The sequence below is a fragment of the Erythrobacter neustonensis genome (genome assembly GCF_001663175.1).
Classification (GTDB): Bacteria; Pseudomonadota; Alphaproteobacteria; order Sphingomonadales; family Sphingomonadaceae; genus Erythrobacter; species Erythrobacter neustonensis.
This window is the reverse complement of sequence record NZ_CP016033.1, coordinates 1620480-1638684: the sequence shown is the minus strand read 5'-3', so window position 1 is coordinate 1638684 and position 18205 is coordinate 1620480. Positions and strand designations below refer to the sequence as shown.

At 63.5% G+C, this 18205-nt stretch carries 16 protein-coding genes; 7 read left to right on the top strand and 9 right to left on the bottom strand.

Features of this window, described 5'->3' with window-relative positions:
- From A9D12_RS07575 to A9D12_RS07555, 5 genes are all read right to left on the bottom strand, one after another.
- A complete protein-coding gene (locus A9D12_RS07575; RefSeq protein ID WP_068350738.1) occupies nucleotides 1–615 on the bottom strand; it encodes a 6-phosphogluconolactonase in 615 nt (204 codons plus the stop codon).
- 75 nt (nucleotides 616–690) lie between these two features.
- Nucleotides 691–1167 (bottom strand): Dps family protein, encoded by a 477-nt coding sequence (locus A9D12_RS07570; protein WP_068350737.1) that lies wholly within the window; start codon nucleotides 1165–1167, stop codon nucleotides 691–693.
- Between the two features lie 121 nt (nucleotides 1168–1288).
- The gene (locus tag A9D12_RS07565; protein WP_068350736.1) at nucleotides 1289–1852 is read right to left on the bottom strand and encodes a hypothetical protein; all 564 of its coding nucleotides are present in this window, start codon (nucleotides 1850–1852) and stop codon (nucleotides 1289–1291) included.
- A gap of 10 nt (nucleotides 1853–1862) precedes the next feature.
- Complete coding sequence (locus A9D12_RS07560; RefSeq protein ID WP_068350735.1) at nucleotides 1863–3251, bottom strand: alkaline phosphatase PhoX; 1389 nt, start codon at nucleotides 3249–3251, stop codon at nucleotides 1863–1865.
- A gap of 11 nt (nucleotides 3252–3262) precedes the next feature.
- Nucleotides 3263–4303, bottom strand: coding sequence for a phytase (locus A9D12_RS07555; protein WP_068350734.1), 1041 nt, complete (start codon nucleotides 4301–4303; stop codon nucleotides 3263–3265).
- A 149-nt stretch (nucleotides 4304–4452) separates the two neighbouring features.
- Here A9D12_RS07555 and A9D12_RS07550 point away from each other — a divergent pair, with 149 nt between their 5' ends.
- From A9D12_RS07550 to A9D12_RS14665, 6 genes are all read left to right on the top strand, one after another.
- A complete protein-coding gene (locus tag A9D12_RS07550; protein ID WP_068350733.1) occupies nucleotides 4453–5247 on the top strand; it encodes an SDR family oxidoreductase in 795 nt (264 codons plus the stop codon).
- A gap of 117 nt (nucleotides 5248–5364) precedes the next feature.
- Nucleotides 5365–6435 (top strand): NAD(P)-dependent alcohol dehydrogenase, encoded by a 1071-nt coding sequence (locus A9D12_RS07545; RefSeq protein WP_068350732.1) that lies wholly within the window; start codon nucleotides 5365–5367, stop codon nucleotides 6433–6435.
- A gap of 212 nt (nucleotides 6436–6647) precedes the next feature.
- Nucleotides 6648–7601 (top strand): TorF family putative porin, encoded by a 954-nt coding sequence (locus tag A9D12_RS07540; protein ID WP_068350731.1) that lies wholly within the window; start codon nucleotides 6648–6650, stop codon nucleotides 7599–7601.
- 133 nt (nucleotides 7602–7734) lie between these two features.
- Nucleotides 7735–10035, top strand: a complete 2301-nt coding sequence (locus tag A9D12_RS07535) for a penicillin acylase family protein (RefSeq protein WP_068353984.1) — start codon at nucleotides 7735–7737, stop codon at nucleotides 10033–10035.
- A complete protein-coding gene (locus A9D12_RS07530; RefSeq protein WP_068350730.1) occupies nucleotides 10035–10760 on the top strand; it encodes a haloacid dehalogenase type II in 726 nt (241 codons plus the stop codon). Before A9D12_RS07535 ends, A9D12_RS07530 begins: the two co-directional genes overlap by 1 nt.
- Nucleotides 10761–11569: 809 nt before the next feature.
- Nucleotides 11570–11809, top strand: a complete 240-nt coding sequence (locus A9D12_RS14665; RefSeq protein WP_156522828.1) for a hypothetical protein — start codon at nucleotides 11570–11572, stop codon at nucleotides 11807–11809.
- Nucleotides 11810–12445: 636 nt separating this feature from the next.
- On the opposite strand, the gene A9D12_RS07525 is transcribed toward A9D12_RS14665, so the two are convergent.
- The 3 genes from A9D12_RS07525 to A9D12_RS07515 all read right to left on the bottom strand — a co-directional run bounded on the left by A9D12_RS07525 (nucleotide 12446) and on the right by A9D12_RS07515 (nucleotide 15204).
- Nucleotides 12446–13381, bottom strand: a complete 936-nt coding sequence (locus A9D12_RS07525; RefSeq protein WP_068350729.1) for a hypothetical protein — start codon at nucleotides 13379–13381, stop codon at nucleotides 12446–12448.
- Complete coding sequence (locus tag A9D12_RS07520) at nucleotides 13372–14736, bottom strand: glycosyltransferase family 2 protein (RefSeq protein ID WP_197489790.1); 1365 nt, start codon at nucleotides 14734–14736, stop codon at nucleotides 13372–13374. Before A9D12_RS07520 ends, A9D12_RS07525 begins: the two co-directional genes overlap by 10 nt.
- A gap of 237 nt (nucleotides 14737–14973) precedes the next feature.
- Nucleotides 14974–15204 (bottom strand): hypothetical protein, encoded by a 231-nt coding sequence (locus A9D12_RS07515; RefSeq protein WP_156522827.1) that lies wholly within the window; start codon nucleotides 15202–15204, stop codon nucleotides 14974–14976.
- 654 nt (nucleotides 15205–15858) lie between these two features.
- Here A9D12_RS07515 and A9D12_RS14500 point away from each other — a divergent pair.
- Entirely contained in the window at nucleotides 15859–16491 is a 633-nt protein-coding gene (locus A9D12_RS14500) for a tyrosine-type recombinase/integrase (protein WP_082925456.1), read from the top strand.
- Here A9D12_RS14500 and A9D12_RS07505 read toward each other — a convergent pair.
- Nucleotides 16438–18201 carry a PepSY domain-containing protein gene (locus tag A9D12_RS07505; protein WP_068350726.1) on the bottom strand — a complete coding sequence of 588 codons (1764 nt, stop codon included), beginning with the start codon at nucleotides 18199–18201 and terminating at the stop codon, nucleotides 16438–16440. The genes A9D12_RS14500 and A9D12_RS07505 overlap by 54 nt on opposite strands.
- Between the last annotated feature and the right edge of the window lie 4 nt (nucleotides 18202–18205).

Sequence of the window (18205 nt, the reverse complement as noted above, 5' to 3'; positions counted from 1 at the left end):
TCAGGCAAAGACGGTCACGGGAACACCGCGTGCGCGCGCTGCGCGGAGCAGACGCGCCACGGGCAGATCGTTTTGCCCGGCCATCGCGGCCTCGAACACCGCGCGCTTGTCGTCTGCGCCGCCCATCGTGAAGACCAGTGCATCGGTGTTGACCAATGCAGGGATCGTCAGCGTGATGCGGTCGAACGGGGCGTGCGCGGGCAGCGGGTCGGGGGTCAGCCTGCGCACCGACTGCGGATCATTGGCCGAAGGATCGGTGTTGGGAAACAGCGAGGCGATATGGCCATCGGGCCCCATCCCGAGCCACGCTACCGCAAAATGCGGCACGTCCGCGTGCTCGGCCAGCGTCACGATCCGCGCGCCTGCCGGTTCGAGCAGCGCGCGGATCTTGCCGGTGTTCGAGGCGTCGTGGTCTTCGGGAACGATCCGGTCGTCGTTGGGCCAGATTTCGCGATCCCGCCAGTCGACAGCACCTTCGTCGATCAGCGCCGACAGGATCGGGAACGGGGTCGACCCGCCGGGTATCGTGATGGCGCCGGGTGCGGCAAGCAGACCGCGCAACGCGGCCACAATCGCACCGCGGTCGGCGCCTTCGATCATCGTGATTTGCGACATGCCCCCTTTATAGCGAGAGCGCCGCCCCCCGCAAAGGAGGGCGGCGCTCGATTGGGCGCAAATCGCTAGGATAAATCAGGCCTTGACCTGTTCGCCCAGGATCGAGGTCAGGAACCACACGCGCTCTTCGGCGGCATCGGTCCAGTCGTCGACGAGGCCGTCGGTGGCGTTGTCGCCGGCATTTTCGGTCAGTTCCTTCATCGCCTTCAGACGGTCGACCATCTTCTGGTTATCGTCGCGCAGTTCGGTGACCATCTCGTCGGGAGAGAGATCGGTCTTGTCCTGATCCTTGATCTGCGTGTGCTTGGCGATCGCGCCGGTCGAAGTGAGCGTCTTGCCGCCCTGCTTGCGCACGCGTTCGCCGATCACGTCGATCTGGGTGCGGATTTCGGTGGCCTGATCGTCGAACAAGAGGTGCAGATCGCGGAAACGCGGCCCGGTGATGTGCCAGTGGAAGCTCTTGGTCTTGGTGTAGAGCGCGAAGTGATCGGCCAGCAGACCGTTCAGTTCGTCGATCAGCGCGGCTTTGGCGTTGGCTTTCTTGTCGGCCATGAAACATCTCCTTGTGGGGGCGGCGCGGGGATACGCGCCTGCCTTGCGGTGTCGCCGATACAACTGGCGAGCGTCAGGTTTGTTTCATCGGATTTGCGCGCGCGGTGATCGGCGCAGGCGATCAGCCGATGGCGAAGCGTGCGCCAAGCCCGACGAACAGTGCAGCCGTGCCGAGACATACGGCAAGCCCGATCCGAACGGTTCGCAACGGCAGACGCGCCAGCCGCGCCGCGCCCGCACCCCATCCCATCCCCAACGCTGCCGCGCCGCCCAAGGCGCCGCCAAGCCCGGCCATCGCCGGCCACAGGCTCCATGCGGCGAGTGCGAACACCGCAAATCGCGCGCCGTCACTCAGCTGCCGCGCCAGCAGCACCGCGCCCAATGCGCCGATCGAACGGGTCGGCTCGTGCAAGGGCTTGGCCCGCACGGGCAGCGCCAATTCCACCGCGGCCACCGCCAGCGCAAAGGCGACCAGCATCTGGCCTGCGCGGCGCGGCAGCAGGGCGGCAAATTCCGCGCCGATCCACGCCATTGCCCCGGCGCTGAGCGCGGCGCACAGCACCGCGATCGCCAGCAATTGCGCGCTTGCGCCGAGAACGCTGGACCATTGCGCCACCAGCATCTGATCGCGCCCGCCCATCGCCAGCGCGAACACCAGCATCAATGCCAGAAGAAACCCGTCCACGCTTAACGCGTCACGCGGCCCACGGCCCGGTGATCGCCAGCGTCGCCGCCGGACTGTAGGCGTTGACGAACAGCGTTCTGCCATCGGGCGAGAAACACCCGCCCGCCAGTTCGGTCTGCGCTTTCAGCCGCGCCAGCGTATAGGCCTCGCCCGCAGGCGTGATCCCGCGAATATGGTTGTCGACCAGCAGCGTGTACTGGTCCTCGCAGACGATCAAATGGCCATTGGGCGCGACGGTGAGATTGTCGCCGTAATCGAACTGGTCCTTGCTTTCGCTCTCGAAGAACAGCGCAAGCGTGTCGGGCTGGCCGTTCTGGCCGATGGTCAGCCGCATGATCTGGCCCAGCTGCCTGGCTCCGCCGCTGGTGCAACAGGCAAAGACCTCGGATTGCCCGCGATCCCGGCCCATGTGCAGCCCCTCGCCGCGCGCGATCAGCGTCGCCCCCTTGGCCGCAGCGCGAAGTCGCAGATCGTCCTTGGGTGCCTCGGGCTGATCGAGGTCGATCCAGGTCACGGGATAGGTCTTGCGCAGCGACATCGCACTGCCGTTCCAGTTGCGCGAATCCGGCAGGCCTTCGATCATCAGCGCCTGCAACCGCCCGCCTTCGGCAAGTCTGCCCGGAACGCGCGGCACGAACCGGTAAAGCACGCCGTCGTCGCGGTCTTCGGTCATGTAGACGATCCCGGTCGCCGGATCGACCGCGGCGGCCTCGTGGTTGAACCGGCCCATCGCCGTCAAGGGCACGGGATCGATCAGCCCGCGCGCGGCGGCGGGCACTTCGAACACCCAGCCGTGATCGCGTTCGAGCCCGTCGCCATAGGGCTGCCCCGGGCCGGTGGGGGCCTCTTCGCAGGTCAGCCAGCTGCCCCACGGGGTTACCCCGCCCGAACAATTGCGGATCGTCCCGCCAAGGCTGCGGAACTGGCGCTTGACGCCAAGCGTGGCGGCATCGAGCACGATCGTGGTGGTCCCACCGGGGACGAATTGCCCGTCGCGCTTGCCGAAGCCCTTGGCGATCGGGCCGCCGGCATCGTGGCGCGGTTGCAGTTCGTGGTTGCGCACCAGCGCGATTTCACCGTTGCCGAGATCGAAGCAGCCCATCCCGTCCGCGCGGTCGGGCACGGTGCCGCCATCGTCCATCGCATCGCCGCGGCGCGAAATCACGCGGTAGGAAAAGCCCGTAGGCAGATCGAGCAGGCCCGCCGGATCGCTCTGCAGCGCGCCATACCCGGCAAAGCCGCCTGTTGCCGCCGTGCCGCCCGTGGGTGCCTGCGCTCTTCGGCTTGTGCGGCTGCTCATGCACCCGCTCGCTGCCAGCGCGGCAAAGGCGGTGGCAGTGGCGGCGGCGCCTGCGCCAAGGAAGCGGCGGCGGTCGGGGGTCAGGATCGGCTGGCTCATTGCTCAGCGGATTACTGGCCCTCCCCCAATGCGGCAAGGATTTCGTCCCAGCGGACGTATTTGAAATTCTGCGCGCGCGGCGCGTTCACGCCGTCCTGCGCGATGAACAGCCCGCCCGCGAAGTCGGGGCCGAAATTGCGGTGGTCGAGCGCGATCCCGTCGGTTTCCTCGACGCTGCCGAATGCGCCTTGAGCAATGCGGAAACGGCCCACCGGGGTCACGCCCGGCAGCCGGAACACGGCATAGGCATTGTCGCCTTGGCTGGAGGCGACAAGATAACCGCCGTCCTTGCCTTGCGGCGCGATGGCGAGGCCCTCGACATCGGCGACCAGCGCGCGGTTGTCGATCGTTGCCACAAGCCTCTTGGCCCCGGTCGCGATGTCGATCGCCCAGATCCCGGCGTCTTCCTCGCCGATATAGAGCGTGCCGGTGCGCGGGTCGGCGATGCAGCCTTCGGTCTGGGTCGGGATCTGTGCCAGCGTGGTCGTGCTGCCGGTGAACCTGCCGCCTGCCGCGGTGATGACAGTGCGGTAGATCGTGCCTTCCTTGGGCGCGCTGAAAGCAACGATCTCGCCCGCGCGCGGCCCCGCGATCATGCAGATGCCGTATCCTTCGCCCGGCCCCGCCACGATCTTACCCGCGGGCGTGAGCGTTCCGGTGTCGGTGTCGAGCAGCGCGAGGAACAGTTGCACCTTCGTCAGATCGCTGCGGTCGCTCGCCGCGACCAGCACGCGGCCATCCGGCAGATCGATCAGATCGACATTGTTAAGCCCCGGTGCGGCAAGGAAATGCCTTTGCGCACCTTTCAGATCATAGACGTAAAGCCCGCCCTTCTTGTCGGTGCCGACGACAAGGCTTGCGGCCGGATCGGCAGGATTGCGCCAGATTGCCGGATCGTCCGCCGCATCCTCGCGCGCGGTGCCCACCGGCGGGGTTTCGGCGCGTGCGCTGACAGTGACTGCGGGGTCACCTGTGATCGCAGGCACGGTGGCGCAGGCCGCGGCGAGCATCAGCGGCGCGATTGCGGCTGCGGTGCGGGAAAATCGGATCATGGCTCGGCCCCCTTGGGATGAATAGGCGCCGCCCCTAGGACCCGCGCATGACAATCGCGCGACCAAACATTGCTGCATTTTCGCCATCTGGCGCAGCGCTTCCGAAAGGCTTAGCCTCGGCCCGAAAACACGACAGGAGAGAGACGCGCATGAAACTGGAAAGCGGCATGGCCGTTGTGGTGACCGGCGGGGCCAGCGGACTGGGCAAGGCAAGCGCGCGGGCCTTTGCCGATGCGGGTCTGAAGGTTGCGATCTTCGATATCAACGACGAGGCTGGCGAAGCCCACGCAAAGGCGATCGGCGGCACCTTCCACCATGTCGACATCATGGACGAGGCATCCGTCGAGGCCGGCTTTGCCGCGGCGCGCGCCGCGCACGGGCAGGAACGCGTGACGCTGCACTGCGCGATGGCGAGCCGGCGCGGAAAGACGCTGGGCTGGGACAAGGAGAGCGGGCAATACAAGCGCCTCCCGACCGAGGATTATGCGTTCGGTGCAAACGGCATTCTCGTCGCTAGCTACCGCGTCGCCAGCATCTCCGCGCTGGGGATGGCCAATGCCGATCCGGTCAACGCCGATGGCGAGCGCGGCTGCATCATCCTCACCGCCAGTGTCGCCGCGCAGGACGGGCAGATCGGCCAAGTGATCTATGGCAGCTGCAAGGCCGGAGTGAACGGCCTCGTCCTGCCGATGGCGCGCGATCTGATGGATCTGGGCATTCGCGTCAATTCGGTGATGCCGGGCATTTTCGCGACCCCGCTGATGCTGGGGATGAAGGATCGCAACCCGCCGATGTGGGCGCAATTGAACGCCAGCGTGCCCTTCCCCAAACGCCTCGGTGAGCCGGAGGAATTCGCTTCGCTGGTGCTGGAGATCGCGCGCAATTCCTATATCAACGGCCACCAGTTCCGGCTGGACGGAGCCATTCGCATGCCGCCTAAATGATCGCTCGCGGCCAGTTGGCTGCGCCAACGCCCCCGCGGGGGCGGCCTACCGGCCGGCGCGCGGTCGCGCTTGCGAACCTTTCAGGTTCGATCAGCGCACCAAGGAAAGGAATGCCCGATGACCAGTTCCACCAACGAATACCCCACCAAAGCCTATGGTGCGACCGCGCCCGACAGCGGCGTCGGCCCGATGGAGATCACGCGGCGGGGGCTGCGCCACGATGATGTGCTGATCGAGATCAGCCATTGCGGCATCTGCCATTCTGACCTCCACTCGGCGAGGAACGACTGGGGCTTCACCACCTATCCGATCGTGCCGGGTCACGAGATCGTCGGCACCGTGGCAGCGGTGGGCGAGAGCGTTACCCGGCACAAGATCGGCGACCGCGTGGCGATCGGCTGCATGGTCGATTCCTGCCTCGAATGCGCGCATTGCGAGGCGGATCTCGAACAATATTGCCTCGAAGGAAACACCGGCACCTATAACGGCAAGGACCGCCGCGATGGCAGCCTGACCTTCGGCGGCTATTCGACACGGATCGTCTGCCGCGAGGAATTCGTGCTCAAGGTGCCCGAAGGGATGCCAATGGCCGAAGCCGCGCCGCTGCTCTGCGCCGGGATCACCACCTACAGCCCGCTGCGCACCTGGAAGGTCGGACCGGGCAGCAAGGTCGCAGTCGCAGGGCTCGGGGGCCTCGGTCACATGGGGGTGAAACTCGCCGCGGCGATGGGCGCCGAGGTTACCGTGCTGTCACGCAGCGAAAGCAAGCGCGGCGACGCCGAAAAACTGGGCGCGCACGCCTTTCTCAACACGTCGGACAAGGCGGCAATGAAAGCAAAGCGCGGCTATTTCGACCTGGTGCTGAACACGATCCCGGTGCGACACGACGTCGTGCCCTATCTCCATCTGCTCAGGATCGACGGGGTGCAGGTGCTGGTGGGCCTGATCGGGCCGATGCCCGAGATTCACACCGGGGTCTTGCTGGGCCGCAAGATCCTGACCGGCAGCGGGATCGGCGGGCTCGCCGAAACGCAGGAAATGCTCGACTTCTGCGCGGCGAACACCATCCTCCCCGAAATCGAGATGATCGCGATGCAGGACATCGAGACCGCCTATGAACGGATGGAGGCGAGCGACATCAAGTATCGTTTCGTGATCGACATGGAGAGCCTGCGCGCGGCGCCGTAATCGCGGGCAGCAGGCAATGCGCAATGTTACGTGGGTGTTGCCCGAAAGCAACGCAACAACCGAATACGAAAAAGGCGCATCACATAGTCTTTGTGCGCCGCAATATCTTTTGAGACTATGACAACGGCATGACGGGAACCCGATTCGTCGGATAAAACATCCTGCATGCCGCGCAGGTGGAACGATCCAAACCTCTTCATGGAGCGTTCCTTATGTTCATCCGTTTCGCATCAGCCGCCTCGGCTGTCGCCCTGTCCGCCTGTTTTGCCGCTCCCGCACTTGCCGGGGAAGCAGATGCCGCAATCGTCGGGCCGGCCGCTGAAACCGAAATCATGATTTCCGAAACCGCTGCCGATACCGCTGCGGGCACCCCGGCCCGCGCACCGATCAACCTCGACGAAGCCACCGGCCAGGATGATGCTGCACCGGCGCTGACCGTGTCGGGTTCGGCCACGCTTGCCTCCGATTACCGTTTCCGCGGCGTTTCGCAGACCGACGAAGGCATGGCCGTGCAGGGCGGCGTCACGCTGTCGCATTCAAGCGGCTTTTACTTCGGTGCATGGGGCTCCAACCTTGCCGGATGGGGCACCTTTGGCGGGGCCAACATGGAACTCGACCTGTTTGCCGGTTTCAAGGTCCCGGTGGGCGAAGGCACGCTCGATCTGGGCGGCACCTGGTACATGTATCCCAGCGGCGCGGACGAAACCGACTTCGCCGAACTGTACGCCAAGCTTTCGGGCACCGCCGGCCCGCTCGGGCTGACCGCCACGGTCGCCTATGCGCCCAAGCAGGAAGCGCTCGGCAATGCCTTCCCCGTCGGTCTTCCGGCCGATCCGGGCGACAAGGAAGACAACCTCTATCTCGCCGGTGATGCGGTCTATGCCGTGGGCGACAGCCCGGTCAGCCTGAAGGCGCATATCGGCTATTCGGACGGCAACCCCGGCCTTGGCCCCAACGGCACCAGCATCGCCCCCACGGGCACCTATTTCGACTGGCTGGTCGGGATCGATTTCGTCGCCACCCCCGGCCTCACCTTCTCGGCCGCCTATGTCGATACCGACATTTCGGAAGCCGAAGCCAACCGTATCCGCCCCAACTTCGCCACGCTCGACGGAAATTCGATTTCGGATGCCACCGTGGTGCTGTCGGTCACCGCATCGTTCTGATGCGCGCCTGACCCGAACAAGCGGGCGTCCTGCCAAACGGCGGGGCGCCCCTTTTGTTTTGCCGGTTTCCTTTTGGCAGGCAGACCGATAGGTTTCTCCTGAAAACCCGAAACGGGTTGCAGGGAGAGCGATGATGACCCGGATTTCGGTTCTGGCGGCGGCAGCTGCCATTCTGGCGACGACTGCGCCGATAAGCGCGGCGCAGGCCGCAAAGCGCCTGTCGGCAAGCATCACCCGCACCACCTACGGCATCCCGCATATCACCGCGCGCGACTGGCGCAGCGTGGGGTACGGGGTCGCCTATGCCTATGCGCAGGACAATCTGTGCCTGCTGGCCGAAGAGTTCGCCACCGTGGCGGGCGAACGCTCGCTCCATTTCGGCGCGGATGGCAAGGCGACGCTGGGCTTCGAGGATGTCGACAATCTCTCCTCGGACGTGTTTTTCCGCACGGTGATCGATGTGCCGATGCTGCGCGCCGGCGCGGCCACCGCGCTCTCGCCGCGCGCGCGCGATCTGATGACGGGCTATGTCGCGGGCTATAACCGCTTTCTGAAGGATGCGGGCCCCGATGGCATCCCCGCCGAATGCCGCGACAAGCCGTGGGTGCGCCCGATCACCGCCGACGATATGCTGCGGCTCAACGAAAAGCAGATGCTGCTGGCAAGCTCGCTCAACCTTGCCGCGGCGATTGCCAACGCCGCCCCGCCGGGCGTGCCCGCCTCCGCGCCCAAGGTCGCGATCTCCATGCCCGATCCGAAGAACCTCGGCATCGGCAGCAACGGCTGGGCGTTCGGCAGCGATGTGACCGCCGATGGATCGGGCATGGTGATCGGCAATCCGCACTTCCCGTGGAAAGGCCCCAATCGGTTCTGGCAGATGCATGTGAAGGGTCCGGGCGGCTACGAGGTGATGGGCGTGGGCCTTGCCGGAACGCCGATGCCGACGCTGGGCTTCAACAAGGATGTCGCCTGGACGCACACCGTCACCGAGGCGCGGCATTTCACGCTCTATCAACTCGCGCTCGATCCTGCCGATCCCACGCGCTATCTGGTCGACGGGCAGAGCGAGCCGATGACCAAGCGCACCGTCAGCGTGCCGATGCCCGGCGGCGCCGCGCCTGTCACGCGCACGATGTATTCCACCCGCTGGGGCCCGGTCTTCGTCATCCCCTCACGCGGCATCACGTGGACCGGCGCGAGCGCGTTTGCCGTCAAGGACGCGAACCGCGGCAACCAGCGCGGGATCGAGACCTGGTTGCGGATCGGCGAGGCAAAGACCGTGGCCGAAGTGCAGGCCGCGGTCAGCGAGACACTGGGCATTCCGTGGGTCAACACCATCGCTGCCGATCGCTATGGCAATGCACTCCACGCCGATGTCACCGCGGTGCCCAACGTGTCGGCGGACAAGGCGCGCAACTGCGCCACGCCGATCGCGCCGCTGTTTGCCGAACTGGCGATCCTGCTCGATGGCAGCAAGGCGGCGTGCGACTGGGATGTGGCTGCCGGCACGCCCGTTCCCGGCCTGATGCCCGCGCGCGATCAGGCCGCGACCACGGTAAAAACGTGGCTCACCAATTCGAACGATAGCTACTGGATCAGCAATCCGGCACTGCCGCACCGCGAATTGTCGCCGGTGCTGGGCAAATATGCGACCGCGCGGTCGCTGCGGACGCGTTCGAACTTTATCGAAACCGCCGCGCTGGTGGCCGGCGGCAAGGTCGACCATCCGCGCGCCATGGCACATGCCTTTGCCAACAAGAGCCTCGCCGCCGACATGGCGATGGACGAGATCGCGGTGCTGTGCGGCAGCAGCGCGGCGATGGCCGAGGGTGCCAAGCGCGGCTGCACGGCTCTTGGCCATTGGGATCGACGCTTCGAGGCGACGAGCCGCGGCGCAGCGCTGTTCCGCGCCTTCTGGCCCAGGGCCGCGCGCCTGCCGGGCCTGTGGGCAGTACCGTTCAATGCGAACGACCCGGTCGGCACCCCGCGCGATCTGGCGACCGAGGGGGCAAAGGGCGAAAAACTGCTCGCCGCTCTGGCCGAAGCCGTGGCGGAACTCGACAGCGCCGGCATCGCGCTCGATGCGCCGTGGGGCGATGTCCAGCAGGTGATCGCGGATGGCGGCGTGATCCCGATCCACGGCGGTCCGGGAACGCTGGGCATCCTCAACATGCAGGAATCCGTGCCCACCCCCACCGGCCTCACCCCGCGGCACGGGACGAGCTACATCCAGATCGTCAGCTTCGACAAAACCGGCCCGGTCGCCGATGCGATCCTGAGCTATTCGCAGTCGACCAACCCCGCATCCCCCCACGCCGCCGACCAGACCCGCGCCTACGCCGAAAAACGCTGGCACCGGCTGCCCTTCGGCAAGAAGGCCATCGCCGCAGAGACGATCGGCAAGACGATCCGCATTTCGGAAAGCACCCGCTGATGGGGTCGCCGGTTCTGCCCAAGGCGCTCGCCTTCGACGTGTTCGGCACCGTGGTCGACTGGCGCACCAGCATAGCGCGCGAATCGGCGGTATTTCTCGCCGAGATCGGCATGGGGGAGCGCGATCCCGCCGCCTTCGCCGATGCGTGGCGCGCGCAATATATCGCGGCGATGCAGGGGATGAAGGCATCGGGCCGCGATTTCGTGCCGCTCGACATTCTCCACCGCGAGATGCTCGAAAACACCCTGCGCGACTGGGGCGCGGACGTGGCGACGCTGGACGCAGCGATGCTCGCCGACTGGAACCATGCGTGGCACCGGCTCGATCCGTGGCCCGATGCGGTCGAGGGACTGACGCGGCTCAAGGCGCGGTTTCCGGTTGTCACCTTGTCCAACGGCAACGTCGCGCTGCTGCTCGACATGGCACGGGCTGCGGGCCTGCCGTGGGACGCGATCCTCGGCGCGGAGGTCAGCGGGTTCTACAAGCCCGACCGGCGCGCCTATCTGCGCACCGCCGAACTGCTCGCAATTGCACCGCACGACTTATGCCTCGTCGCCGCGCACCACGGCGATCTCGCCGCCGCGCGTGCTACCGGTCTGCAATGCGCCTATGTCGACCGCCCGCAGGAATACGGCGGCGCCCCCGCCCCCGACGCGCACCACGAACAGGCATGGGAATGGCGCGCGGACAGCATTATCGAACTGGCAGATCGGCTGGGCTGCTGATCACCACGACAAAAGCGCGGCGACTGGAGGGGGTTAAGGGAAGCCAAACATTGGCTTATTGAATTGAGATCAAAGCGTAATATTGGCTCTCCAGTTTTCTCTGGCCCCCAACCGACACCCCAAAATCGCTGAATGCATGTGGAAAACTTGGGACAGTCCGGATCGGATTCAAAGTTGGGAATCGTCGATCAGATTCGGATGGCTGAACTTGACAGAGTTGTTAAGCCTTTTCAGTGGTTTAGCGCCAAATTCGTCGAATCTTATTGGGCGGTCGGATTTGATTAAGAAGCTACCACACCCATTTTCGCCGTTTTCGGGTCTCAAATCAGAATGATATCATTGCGACCTGTCGCGTTCGGTGTGCCTATGTTTCGGACTTTTCAGCTAGAGCCCAGCCCCCAACTCGACGAGGAAATCGCAGCTTGGAAACTTGGACCCCGGAATCGCGCTGCGCAGTAGACCAGCAAGTCTGAATGGCAGGATATGAGACTAAGCTGTCGTTAACCGGCGCAAGGTGAGCGACTGCTGCTGACATTTGGTGTCGTTCGCGGAGCATGGCACACATGGCTCGAACAGGTCCGAGAGTTGGGGGAGACAGATTAGTCGTTTTTTGGCGGGGAATGCGCGATGACTGGCAGGCCAAAACATGTGCGCCCTTGCGTGAAGGATGACATCTACGCCCTTGACGACTGCCCATCACTCATCCGAACTCATCCCTTGCTGGGGATAGGTGATGTTGTTGCCCCTTTAATGGCAGCAGGGCATCGGAAGCGAGATTAAGCAGGAATGATCCGTCGAAAGAGACCGTCATGATAGGACTGCTTCCTGGCATTGTCAGTGGTTTCGTGGGCTTTGCTATAGGCCGCGGGTTAGGCTTCTTGTTGTCGTGCATATTTACCACGATTGCTGCAGCAATTCTGATATATGTTCCTTGGGGAATATGGATTGCAGAGTTCTGGCTTGAGGCAGCGCGCGAAGAAAAGGAAGTACCCGTGCTTGTGATGCTGGAGGACAGCTTAGACAACGTCTCAAAGGCGGAAAGAAGTTAAACTTCGCTACAGTTTCGCTGTTAATCTCGCCCGATTTGTAGGTGCCCATCGCCCCAAATACTGACTTATCCATCAGCGGCAGGTTTGGGGTAAAGCATGTATTCCAGTGCCATATGTGTGAAATCATCTGACTTCGTCGCCTGTTGCCGAAGTGAACGCCGCGTGGTGGGACCGAGCCGCCATTCCCCAAGTCCAATCCAAACGGCTGCTTTTAGCGAAATCGGCAAATCAAAAATTGCTCAGGCACGGAAGAATTGCGACCGAAAGCAAGGTGTTGGCGGATTGGTCGCCTCTTTCCAGCGTCGATAGCTTAAACGATCCAGGTCTGCTCGCCAAGTTCGCTCGTTATGGTTGCACAATTCGCCCTTCAGGCTGGCAACCATGGGCAATTCGATATCCCCGCAGAAGTCCACCTTTGCGGCGCGGCCCTTTGTGCACCAAAAACTCATCATGACGACTTCGAGCCTTTCCAGCGACCAGCGACCTGTCCGCTGGGCTGGACCCGCGCGCGCTCATCGTCTCTTTCCAAGTCTGCCTATCCGGCTCGATCAGCGGTGCCGCGCGTACGCTGGGCGTGTCAGCTCTCCGCTAGCTTTGCGTCTGCGTAAGCGGATCCTAAAAAGTTGAGTCCGCAAATCAGAAGGTTCGGCTTAAGGTGACGCGTCCCTGAATGTAAGTGTAGTCGGTGCTCTGCAAGGCGTTGTTGCCCGGGGTGTTGCTGTAGACCAGCTGTGCTCCGGCCCTCCAGGGGCCGCGCTGCGGGCTTCTTGCAGACAATTCGGCATAGTTCGCCTGCTGCCATGGCGATGCGGTGAAGCGCTGTGCACCGATTCCGCCGACCGCCAGCAGTTGCCATCCGCTCACGAAGCGGCGCACCTGAAGCACCGGCAGGGCCTGCACGAAGTCGCGCGGCGAGAAGTAGTCAAACTCCCGCGGCACGGTATTGTGGAAATATCGGCCTCGCAGTTGCGCGCTGACACCCGCTTCGGGGCTTACCACGTAGACGTAGTTGGCCCGCAGGTGGAGCCGTTCGTTGTCGCCTGAAAACTCCTGAAACCCGCCGAGCACGGTCAGGGTGTTGCGGTCGTTCAGGGGCAGGTCGATCGCGGCACCGCCGAAAGTCGAATAGAGGTGCCTCTGGAGACCAAGCGGAGTCTCGACGATGTCGCGCTCGACAAACAGCTCCTTGCGGAAGCGGGAGTCGTCGTAAACCGAAGCCGAACCGATCAGGTTGTCCCCGTCCGTCCCGACACGCGCCGCCCAAGTCCATTTCCCAGCGGTGTCGCCGGCTTGGAGAAACACGCGCTGGCGTTGCTCGGCGGACGCGCCGAGCAGTTCATACCAGACGTTCTCGAGCCGAACGCCGATACGCTTCGCGTCGCCATCGTTCCTGAGATCGAGATCGAGTGCCACGCGCGTGACTGTCGTCTCGTCGCTGTCGTTCGAGACCGTAATTTCCGTGCCGACAGCGGGCGTGCCCGCACCGGCCTGCTGGGCCTGAACAGCGGCAGGCAAGAAAAGTGCTCCGCCAAGGATCGTTGCTGCCATGCGGACGACGGGCTTCAGCCCCATTGCTTCTTCCTTCCGAAAAATTCCGACATGTAGCCCCAGACGGAAACAGGTTGCATGACCAGCGTGTAAGCGAACGCGTAGACGAGGAAACCGAGCGCGCTTTTGGCGTAGGTGATCCCCTCCTTCTTCAGCATGCGAGACTGAATGCGATAGATGATGATGTTCCAAAGCGCGGCGATCGGCAGCACGAGCAGCGTGATCGGGCCCGCAAGCCAGTAGATGCCGAGCGCCGCAAGCACCAGCCCCGGCAAGAAAGCAAAGGTGAAAGCAACGTCGATGGCGATGAACAGCAGGTTCCAGTGAATGAACATGGTGCCGATCCTGGGCTTGAGCAGCAGGCTCTTGTGCAGGTTGAGCGCCTCGATCATTCCGCGCGCCCAGCGGCGCCTTTGCTTGGCAAGTTGCGAAAACCCCTCGGGTGCATGAGTCCAAGCGACCGCGTCTTCTGCATGGCGGACCCGGTAACCTTCGCGCAGTAATGACCAGGTCAGGACAATGTCTTCGCCCACCATGTCGGGCCAGCCGCCGACCGCGGTAAGTGCCGCCTTGCGGTAGAGCGAGAAGGCCCCTTGCGCCACAAGGGTGGAATTGAACATGCCCTGCATCCGCTTCACCGCGGCGATGCCGTGGAAATAGTCCCACTGTTGCACCTTGGTCGTGAGGGTCGCCATGGCGTTGGCGACAAGCACCGAACCGGCGACGGCAGCAGTCTGAGGAGGGGCGGCGTAAAGGTGTTCCACCACCGATCTTAGGGCGTCCGGATCGAGCAGGGTATCGGCATCGATCGTGACGATAAGCTCGTGGCTGGCCCCTTTCAGCCCGTGATTGAGCGCTGCGGCCTTGCCGCCATTGCGCGCCATCCGCACCACTTTCAGGCCGAATTGCGTCTGGCCTGCAAAGAGACTTGCGCAGGATTCGGCGATTGCGAATGTCCGGTCGCGGGAGCCATCATCGATGACGATGACTTCGACCGGCCCGGCGTAGTCGAGTTGGCTGAGCGATTGCAGCGTTGCCGCAATCGTCGCCTCTTCGTTGTAAGCCGCGACGAGCACGCTCACGCCCGGCCATTCGATCGGCGTCTCTCTGAGCGAGCTCGGCCGCAGCACCAGACTGGACAGAAGAAACGCGTTCATGAAGCCGGGCAGGTACGCGATGAAAGTCAGAACTGCGAGGGCGAGCAACGGATGGGTCAGGTTTCCCAGATCCGTCAGCCACGGCAGCGACAGCCATACCGAAAACACCATCCAAGCGAGGCCGAAAAGCAGGCTTGCGACAAAGATCGCGTTCCGGCGGCGCGCGCGCTTGACCCAATACGGGCGGCCGCGGCGCAGGCCAAAATATCGCCGCTCGACCATGGGAGCGGCTCGGGGGGAGGCTGTGGTCGCTGTCAACGTCACTTCGGCGATTTCTCTCGATTGTCGCCGATCTATGGTGACCAACGCGTTAGGAGTGTCTGATAAAGGGTTTCTAAGAAAACTGTCGGAAAAGGCCTCCCGGTCAGGAGTGCAATCCCATGTTTTCAGATGGTTTGAGCAGAGCAATTGATTTCGCGTTGCTCGCCGGCGTGTTCGCTACCAAGGCAGCCTTGGGGCTCATGATCGTTTGACCAGTGACGCGTAGAATTCCGGGCCAGGGGGCGCATCGATCCAGCCCGACGCGATCGAATAGGTAAGCGCCGCCTCGATTCCAGCTAGCAGCAGCACAGCGCTCAATGCGCTCAATACCCCCATCGCTATCACAGAGATCTGGCTGTTTGCCGCGAACCTGTATTCCTCGTGCGGGTGCTGCACGGATGAAAATGCTACAAGTTCCTCGTCCTGCAAGTCATCTGCTGACGCGCTTTCCCTATGCATTTGAATGTCCTGATTTCAAGGACGGCGACAATTTTTCCCGCCGCCGGGTTACGCAGAAATTCGGGCATCCTGCCACTGGCCGCGCATCAGCACCAATCCGCCCGTTGTTTGAGCCATCCCATATAGGCACACCATATTGCGCACAAATGTGTCTTTTGCACCGTTACCTGTAACTGCTGCTGCCCACTTTTCGATATGCACCAACCTTGTGCTTGCGCCGCAGCGGGAAAACGGATTGCGCTTGCGGCGATCCCCTGATCGTTGCTGTGGTCAATGACCGGGTTACGCTGATACGGCGGCGGGCAAACGTGCTTGATGTTTAAAGGCAGGCACTGCGCGGCTCGATCGTGGATTGCGGCTTTTCCTTGCGCGTCGGTCAGCGGGTGACTTTGGTGCGGCGCCATCAGATCTTAGATAAGCCGGCATTCGCTTAGCCACCCATCTGCAGTCATTAGCAGAGCTTACTCGTGATCTCAAAACCGGAATTGCAGCCTCTAGGCAAAGCAGTCATTGATCATCGCGACCGAGAATGACCGGGTCTGGGTCGATCGATGCCGCAGCATTTTCAATCTTCAGGCCAGCAGACATCCTTCCGGCGGCCATTTTGGTCACTGGAGAACGATCATGGAAACACCTGAAAACGAAACAACCAAAAGTCAGCGCCCAGTCTGGAACGCAGGGAGGACCGTTGGCGCGAAGGGCGCGCTAAAGCCGAGGCAGATATGTCAAATCCGATTTTACCTCAACGAACGCGGCCTCTTGCGTGATCGTGCGCTGTTTGACCTTGCCATAGACAGCAAACTGCGCGGCTGCGACCTTGTGCGAATGAAGATCGGCGACATTGTCGACGGAAGGCCAACCCGAACGCGCGCAATCATGATGCAGCAAAAAACAACTCGTCCTGTCCAGTTCGAGATTTTGCCGGATGCCCGCGCCAGTTTGCTGGCCTGGCTTGAGCGCAGGGGCGGCAGCGTGGACGATTACGTCTTCCCAAGCCGTGTTGATCGCACCGGGCACCTCAGCACACGACAATACGCCCGGCTTGTCGATGAATGGGTGTCCGGGATTGGCTCGATGCGAAGCGAATATGGCACCCACTCCCTTAGGCGAACCAAGGCTTCGATCATCTACAGGGCTACCGGCAATCTGCGTGCCGTCCAAATTCTTCTCGGTCACAGTAAGATCGAGAACACGGTTCGCTATCTAAGAATCGACGTCGAAGACGCGCTGGCACTCGCCGAAAACACCGAGATATGATTGGCCTGCTCCTCGCTGACGACGAGGAGCAGACGACACCATAATCAGAATGGTCGGAGACCATTCTGTTTTACTTACGTTGTGCCAACGTCCTCGTCCTGCCTCTGGCCCTGAAGCCGCGCCCGAAGGCGACGGAGCAGATCCATTCCCAGGCCCAACACCGCCATGAAGCCGATGAGGGCTATGGCGAACACGCCCACGATCACGTTCTGCGCGAGGCGTCCGACGGGGAACAGGAAGTTCCACTTGTGGATGAAGCTGAACACGAGGCGTTCGGGCTTCTCCCCGTCCGCTACCCGGTCGACCAGCACGCCCGTGCCGGTAGCGACGAACAGGCTGGCCTTGACCGGCGCGCCGTAATCGACCCGCCAGACCGGCAGGCGCTTGTTGCGGAAGTCGTATTCGTGGCTGAAGCGGGTGACGAGCTGCACCCCCCGTCACCGTGCTGTCGGGCGCACCGGTGAAGCGGCGGGCGATGGCAAGGGCAAGGTCCTTGTCGCCGGAATTCACCACGTTACCGGTGGCGGCATCGAGGTAGATCGCCGGGCCATCAAGCTTGATCCCGGCAAAGCGCGCCTCGCGGATTTCGGCGTCGGTGGTGGGGGCCTTGGCCTGTGCCGCCATCATCGCCGCGTGGTCGTGGCCTGCCATGCCATGATCCGCCGCTGCCGTCTTGGCGGGGGTGTGGTCATGCTCGCCGCCACCCATCGGGCCTTTTGGCGCAAGGCCGACGCGGTAGAACGGCTGACCCTCGGCCCCCTCGACCAGCGCGACCGAGGCGATGTCCCGCCCCTTGGCGATCAGCGCCCAGTCGGCCTCGACGGGCCATTTGCCGCTCGCGACATTGACGGGCTTGCCCATCTTAAGCTGGCTGACGGGCGGTGCCAGCGCCGACTGGATCAGATGGTAGATGCCCGAGGCCGAGAACATGATCAGCGGCAGGGCCAGCGCATAGCCAGCCATCCGATGCCACCCCCGCGCTCCCGGCAGCTGCTTCTTGCGCCGCACCGTCACGAGCATCGCCGCGCCGGTCAGGCCAAGCGCCAGCAAGCTCCCCACCATTAGCGGGATCACCACGACACGCAGCCTGTCCATCCCCGGCGGCACCCATTCCCAGGTGTGCAGCGCTCTGAACATCGATGGCAGGCGGGTCTTGGTGGTATTGTTGACGCCCGCGAGACTGGAGGTTTCGGTGTGGACATAGGCGGTGAGGCCGTCGTCCCCCGCAAACTCCAGCTTCCACACCGGCAGCAAGCGGTTGACCCAAGGGTAGTCGGCATCGAATTTGGTCTGGAGCCGTGCCGCAGTGATCGGCCGGTCAGTTGCGAGGTAGTGGCGGGCGAGGAATTCGGCCTGCGCCCGGTCACCGCCGGTTACTTCGCTGCCGTCTGCGGGGCGGAAGTAGCGCCGCGCGCCGTCTGCTGCCGCGGTAACCTGCCACAGCACCCCGCCGCCGGGCGCGGGGACGGTCTTCACCGCTACCGCCCCGGCGATGCCCTGTTCTGCAAGGGTCTGCGCAATCGGCCGCGCCCCTTCGAGCGCGACCGTGGCCGCAGGCGGCATGAACGCCGCCTGCTGCGGGCCGAACAGCACCATGGCAATATGGGTGAGGCCGGAGAGGCCCCACACCAGCAGACTGACTCCGCCGATCAGCCCCAGCCATTGATGCTTGGAATAGGACCAGCGCGCGGTCTTGGTCTTCATGCTCATCGCT

Coding starts and splice junctions, on each gene's coding strand:
- A9D12_RS07575 (WP_068350738.1), bottom strand. CDS start 615: ATGTCGCAAATCACGATGATCGAAGGCGCCGACCGCGGTGCGATTGTG.
- A9D12_RS07570 (WP_068350737.1), bottom strand. CDS start 1,167: ATGGCCGACAAGAAAGCCAACGCCAAAGCCGCGCTGATCGACGAACTG.
- A9D12_RS07560 (WP_068350735.1), bottom strand. CDS start 3,251: ATGAGCCAGCCGATCCTGACCCCCGACCGCCGCCGCTTCCTTGGCGCA.
- A9D12_RS07555 (WP_068350734.1), bottom strand. CDS start 4,303: ATGATCCGATTTTCCCGCACCGCAGCCGCAATCGCGCCGCTGATGCTC.
- A9D12_RS07550 (WP_068350733.1), top strand. CDS start 4,453: ATGAAACTGGAAAGCGGCATGGCCGTTGTGGTGACCGGCGGGGCCAGC.
- A9D12_RS07545 (WP_068350732.1), top strand. CDS start 5,365: ATGACCAGTTCCACCAACGAATACCCCACCAAAGCCTATGGTGCGACC.
- A9D12_RS07540 (WP_068350731.1), top strand. CDS start 6,648: ATGTTCATCCGTTTCGCATCAGCCGCCTCGGCTGTCGCCCTGTCCGCC.
- A9D12_RS07535 (WP_068353984.1), top strand. CDS start 7,735: ATGACCCGGATTTCGGTTCTGGCGGCGGCAGCTGCCATTCTGGCGACG.
- A9D12_RS07530 (WP_068350730.1), top strand. CDS start 10,035: ATGGGGTCGCCGGTTCTGCCCAAGGCGCTCGCCTTCGACGTGTTCGGC.
- A9D12_RS14665 (WP_156522828.1), top strand. CDS start 11,570: ATGATAGGACTGCTTCCTGGCATTGTCAGTGGTTTCGTGGGCTTTGCT.
- A9D12_RS07525 (WP_068350729.1), bottom strand. CDS start 13,381: ATGGGGCTGAAGCCCGTCGTCCGCATGGCAGCAACGATCCTTGGCGGA.
- A9D12_RS07520 (WP_197489790.1), bottom strand. CDS start 14,736: ATGGTCGAGCGGCGATATTTTGGCCTGCGCCGCGGCCGCCCGTATTGG.
- A9D12_RS14500 (WP_082925456.1), top strand. CDS start 15,859: ATGGAAACACCTGAAAACGAAACAACCAAAAGTCAGCGCCCAGTCTGG.
- A9D12_RS07505 (WP_068350726.1), bottom strand. CDS start 18,201: ATGAGCATGAAGACCAAGACCGCGCGCTGGTCCTATTCCAAGCATCAA.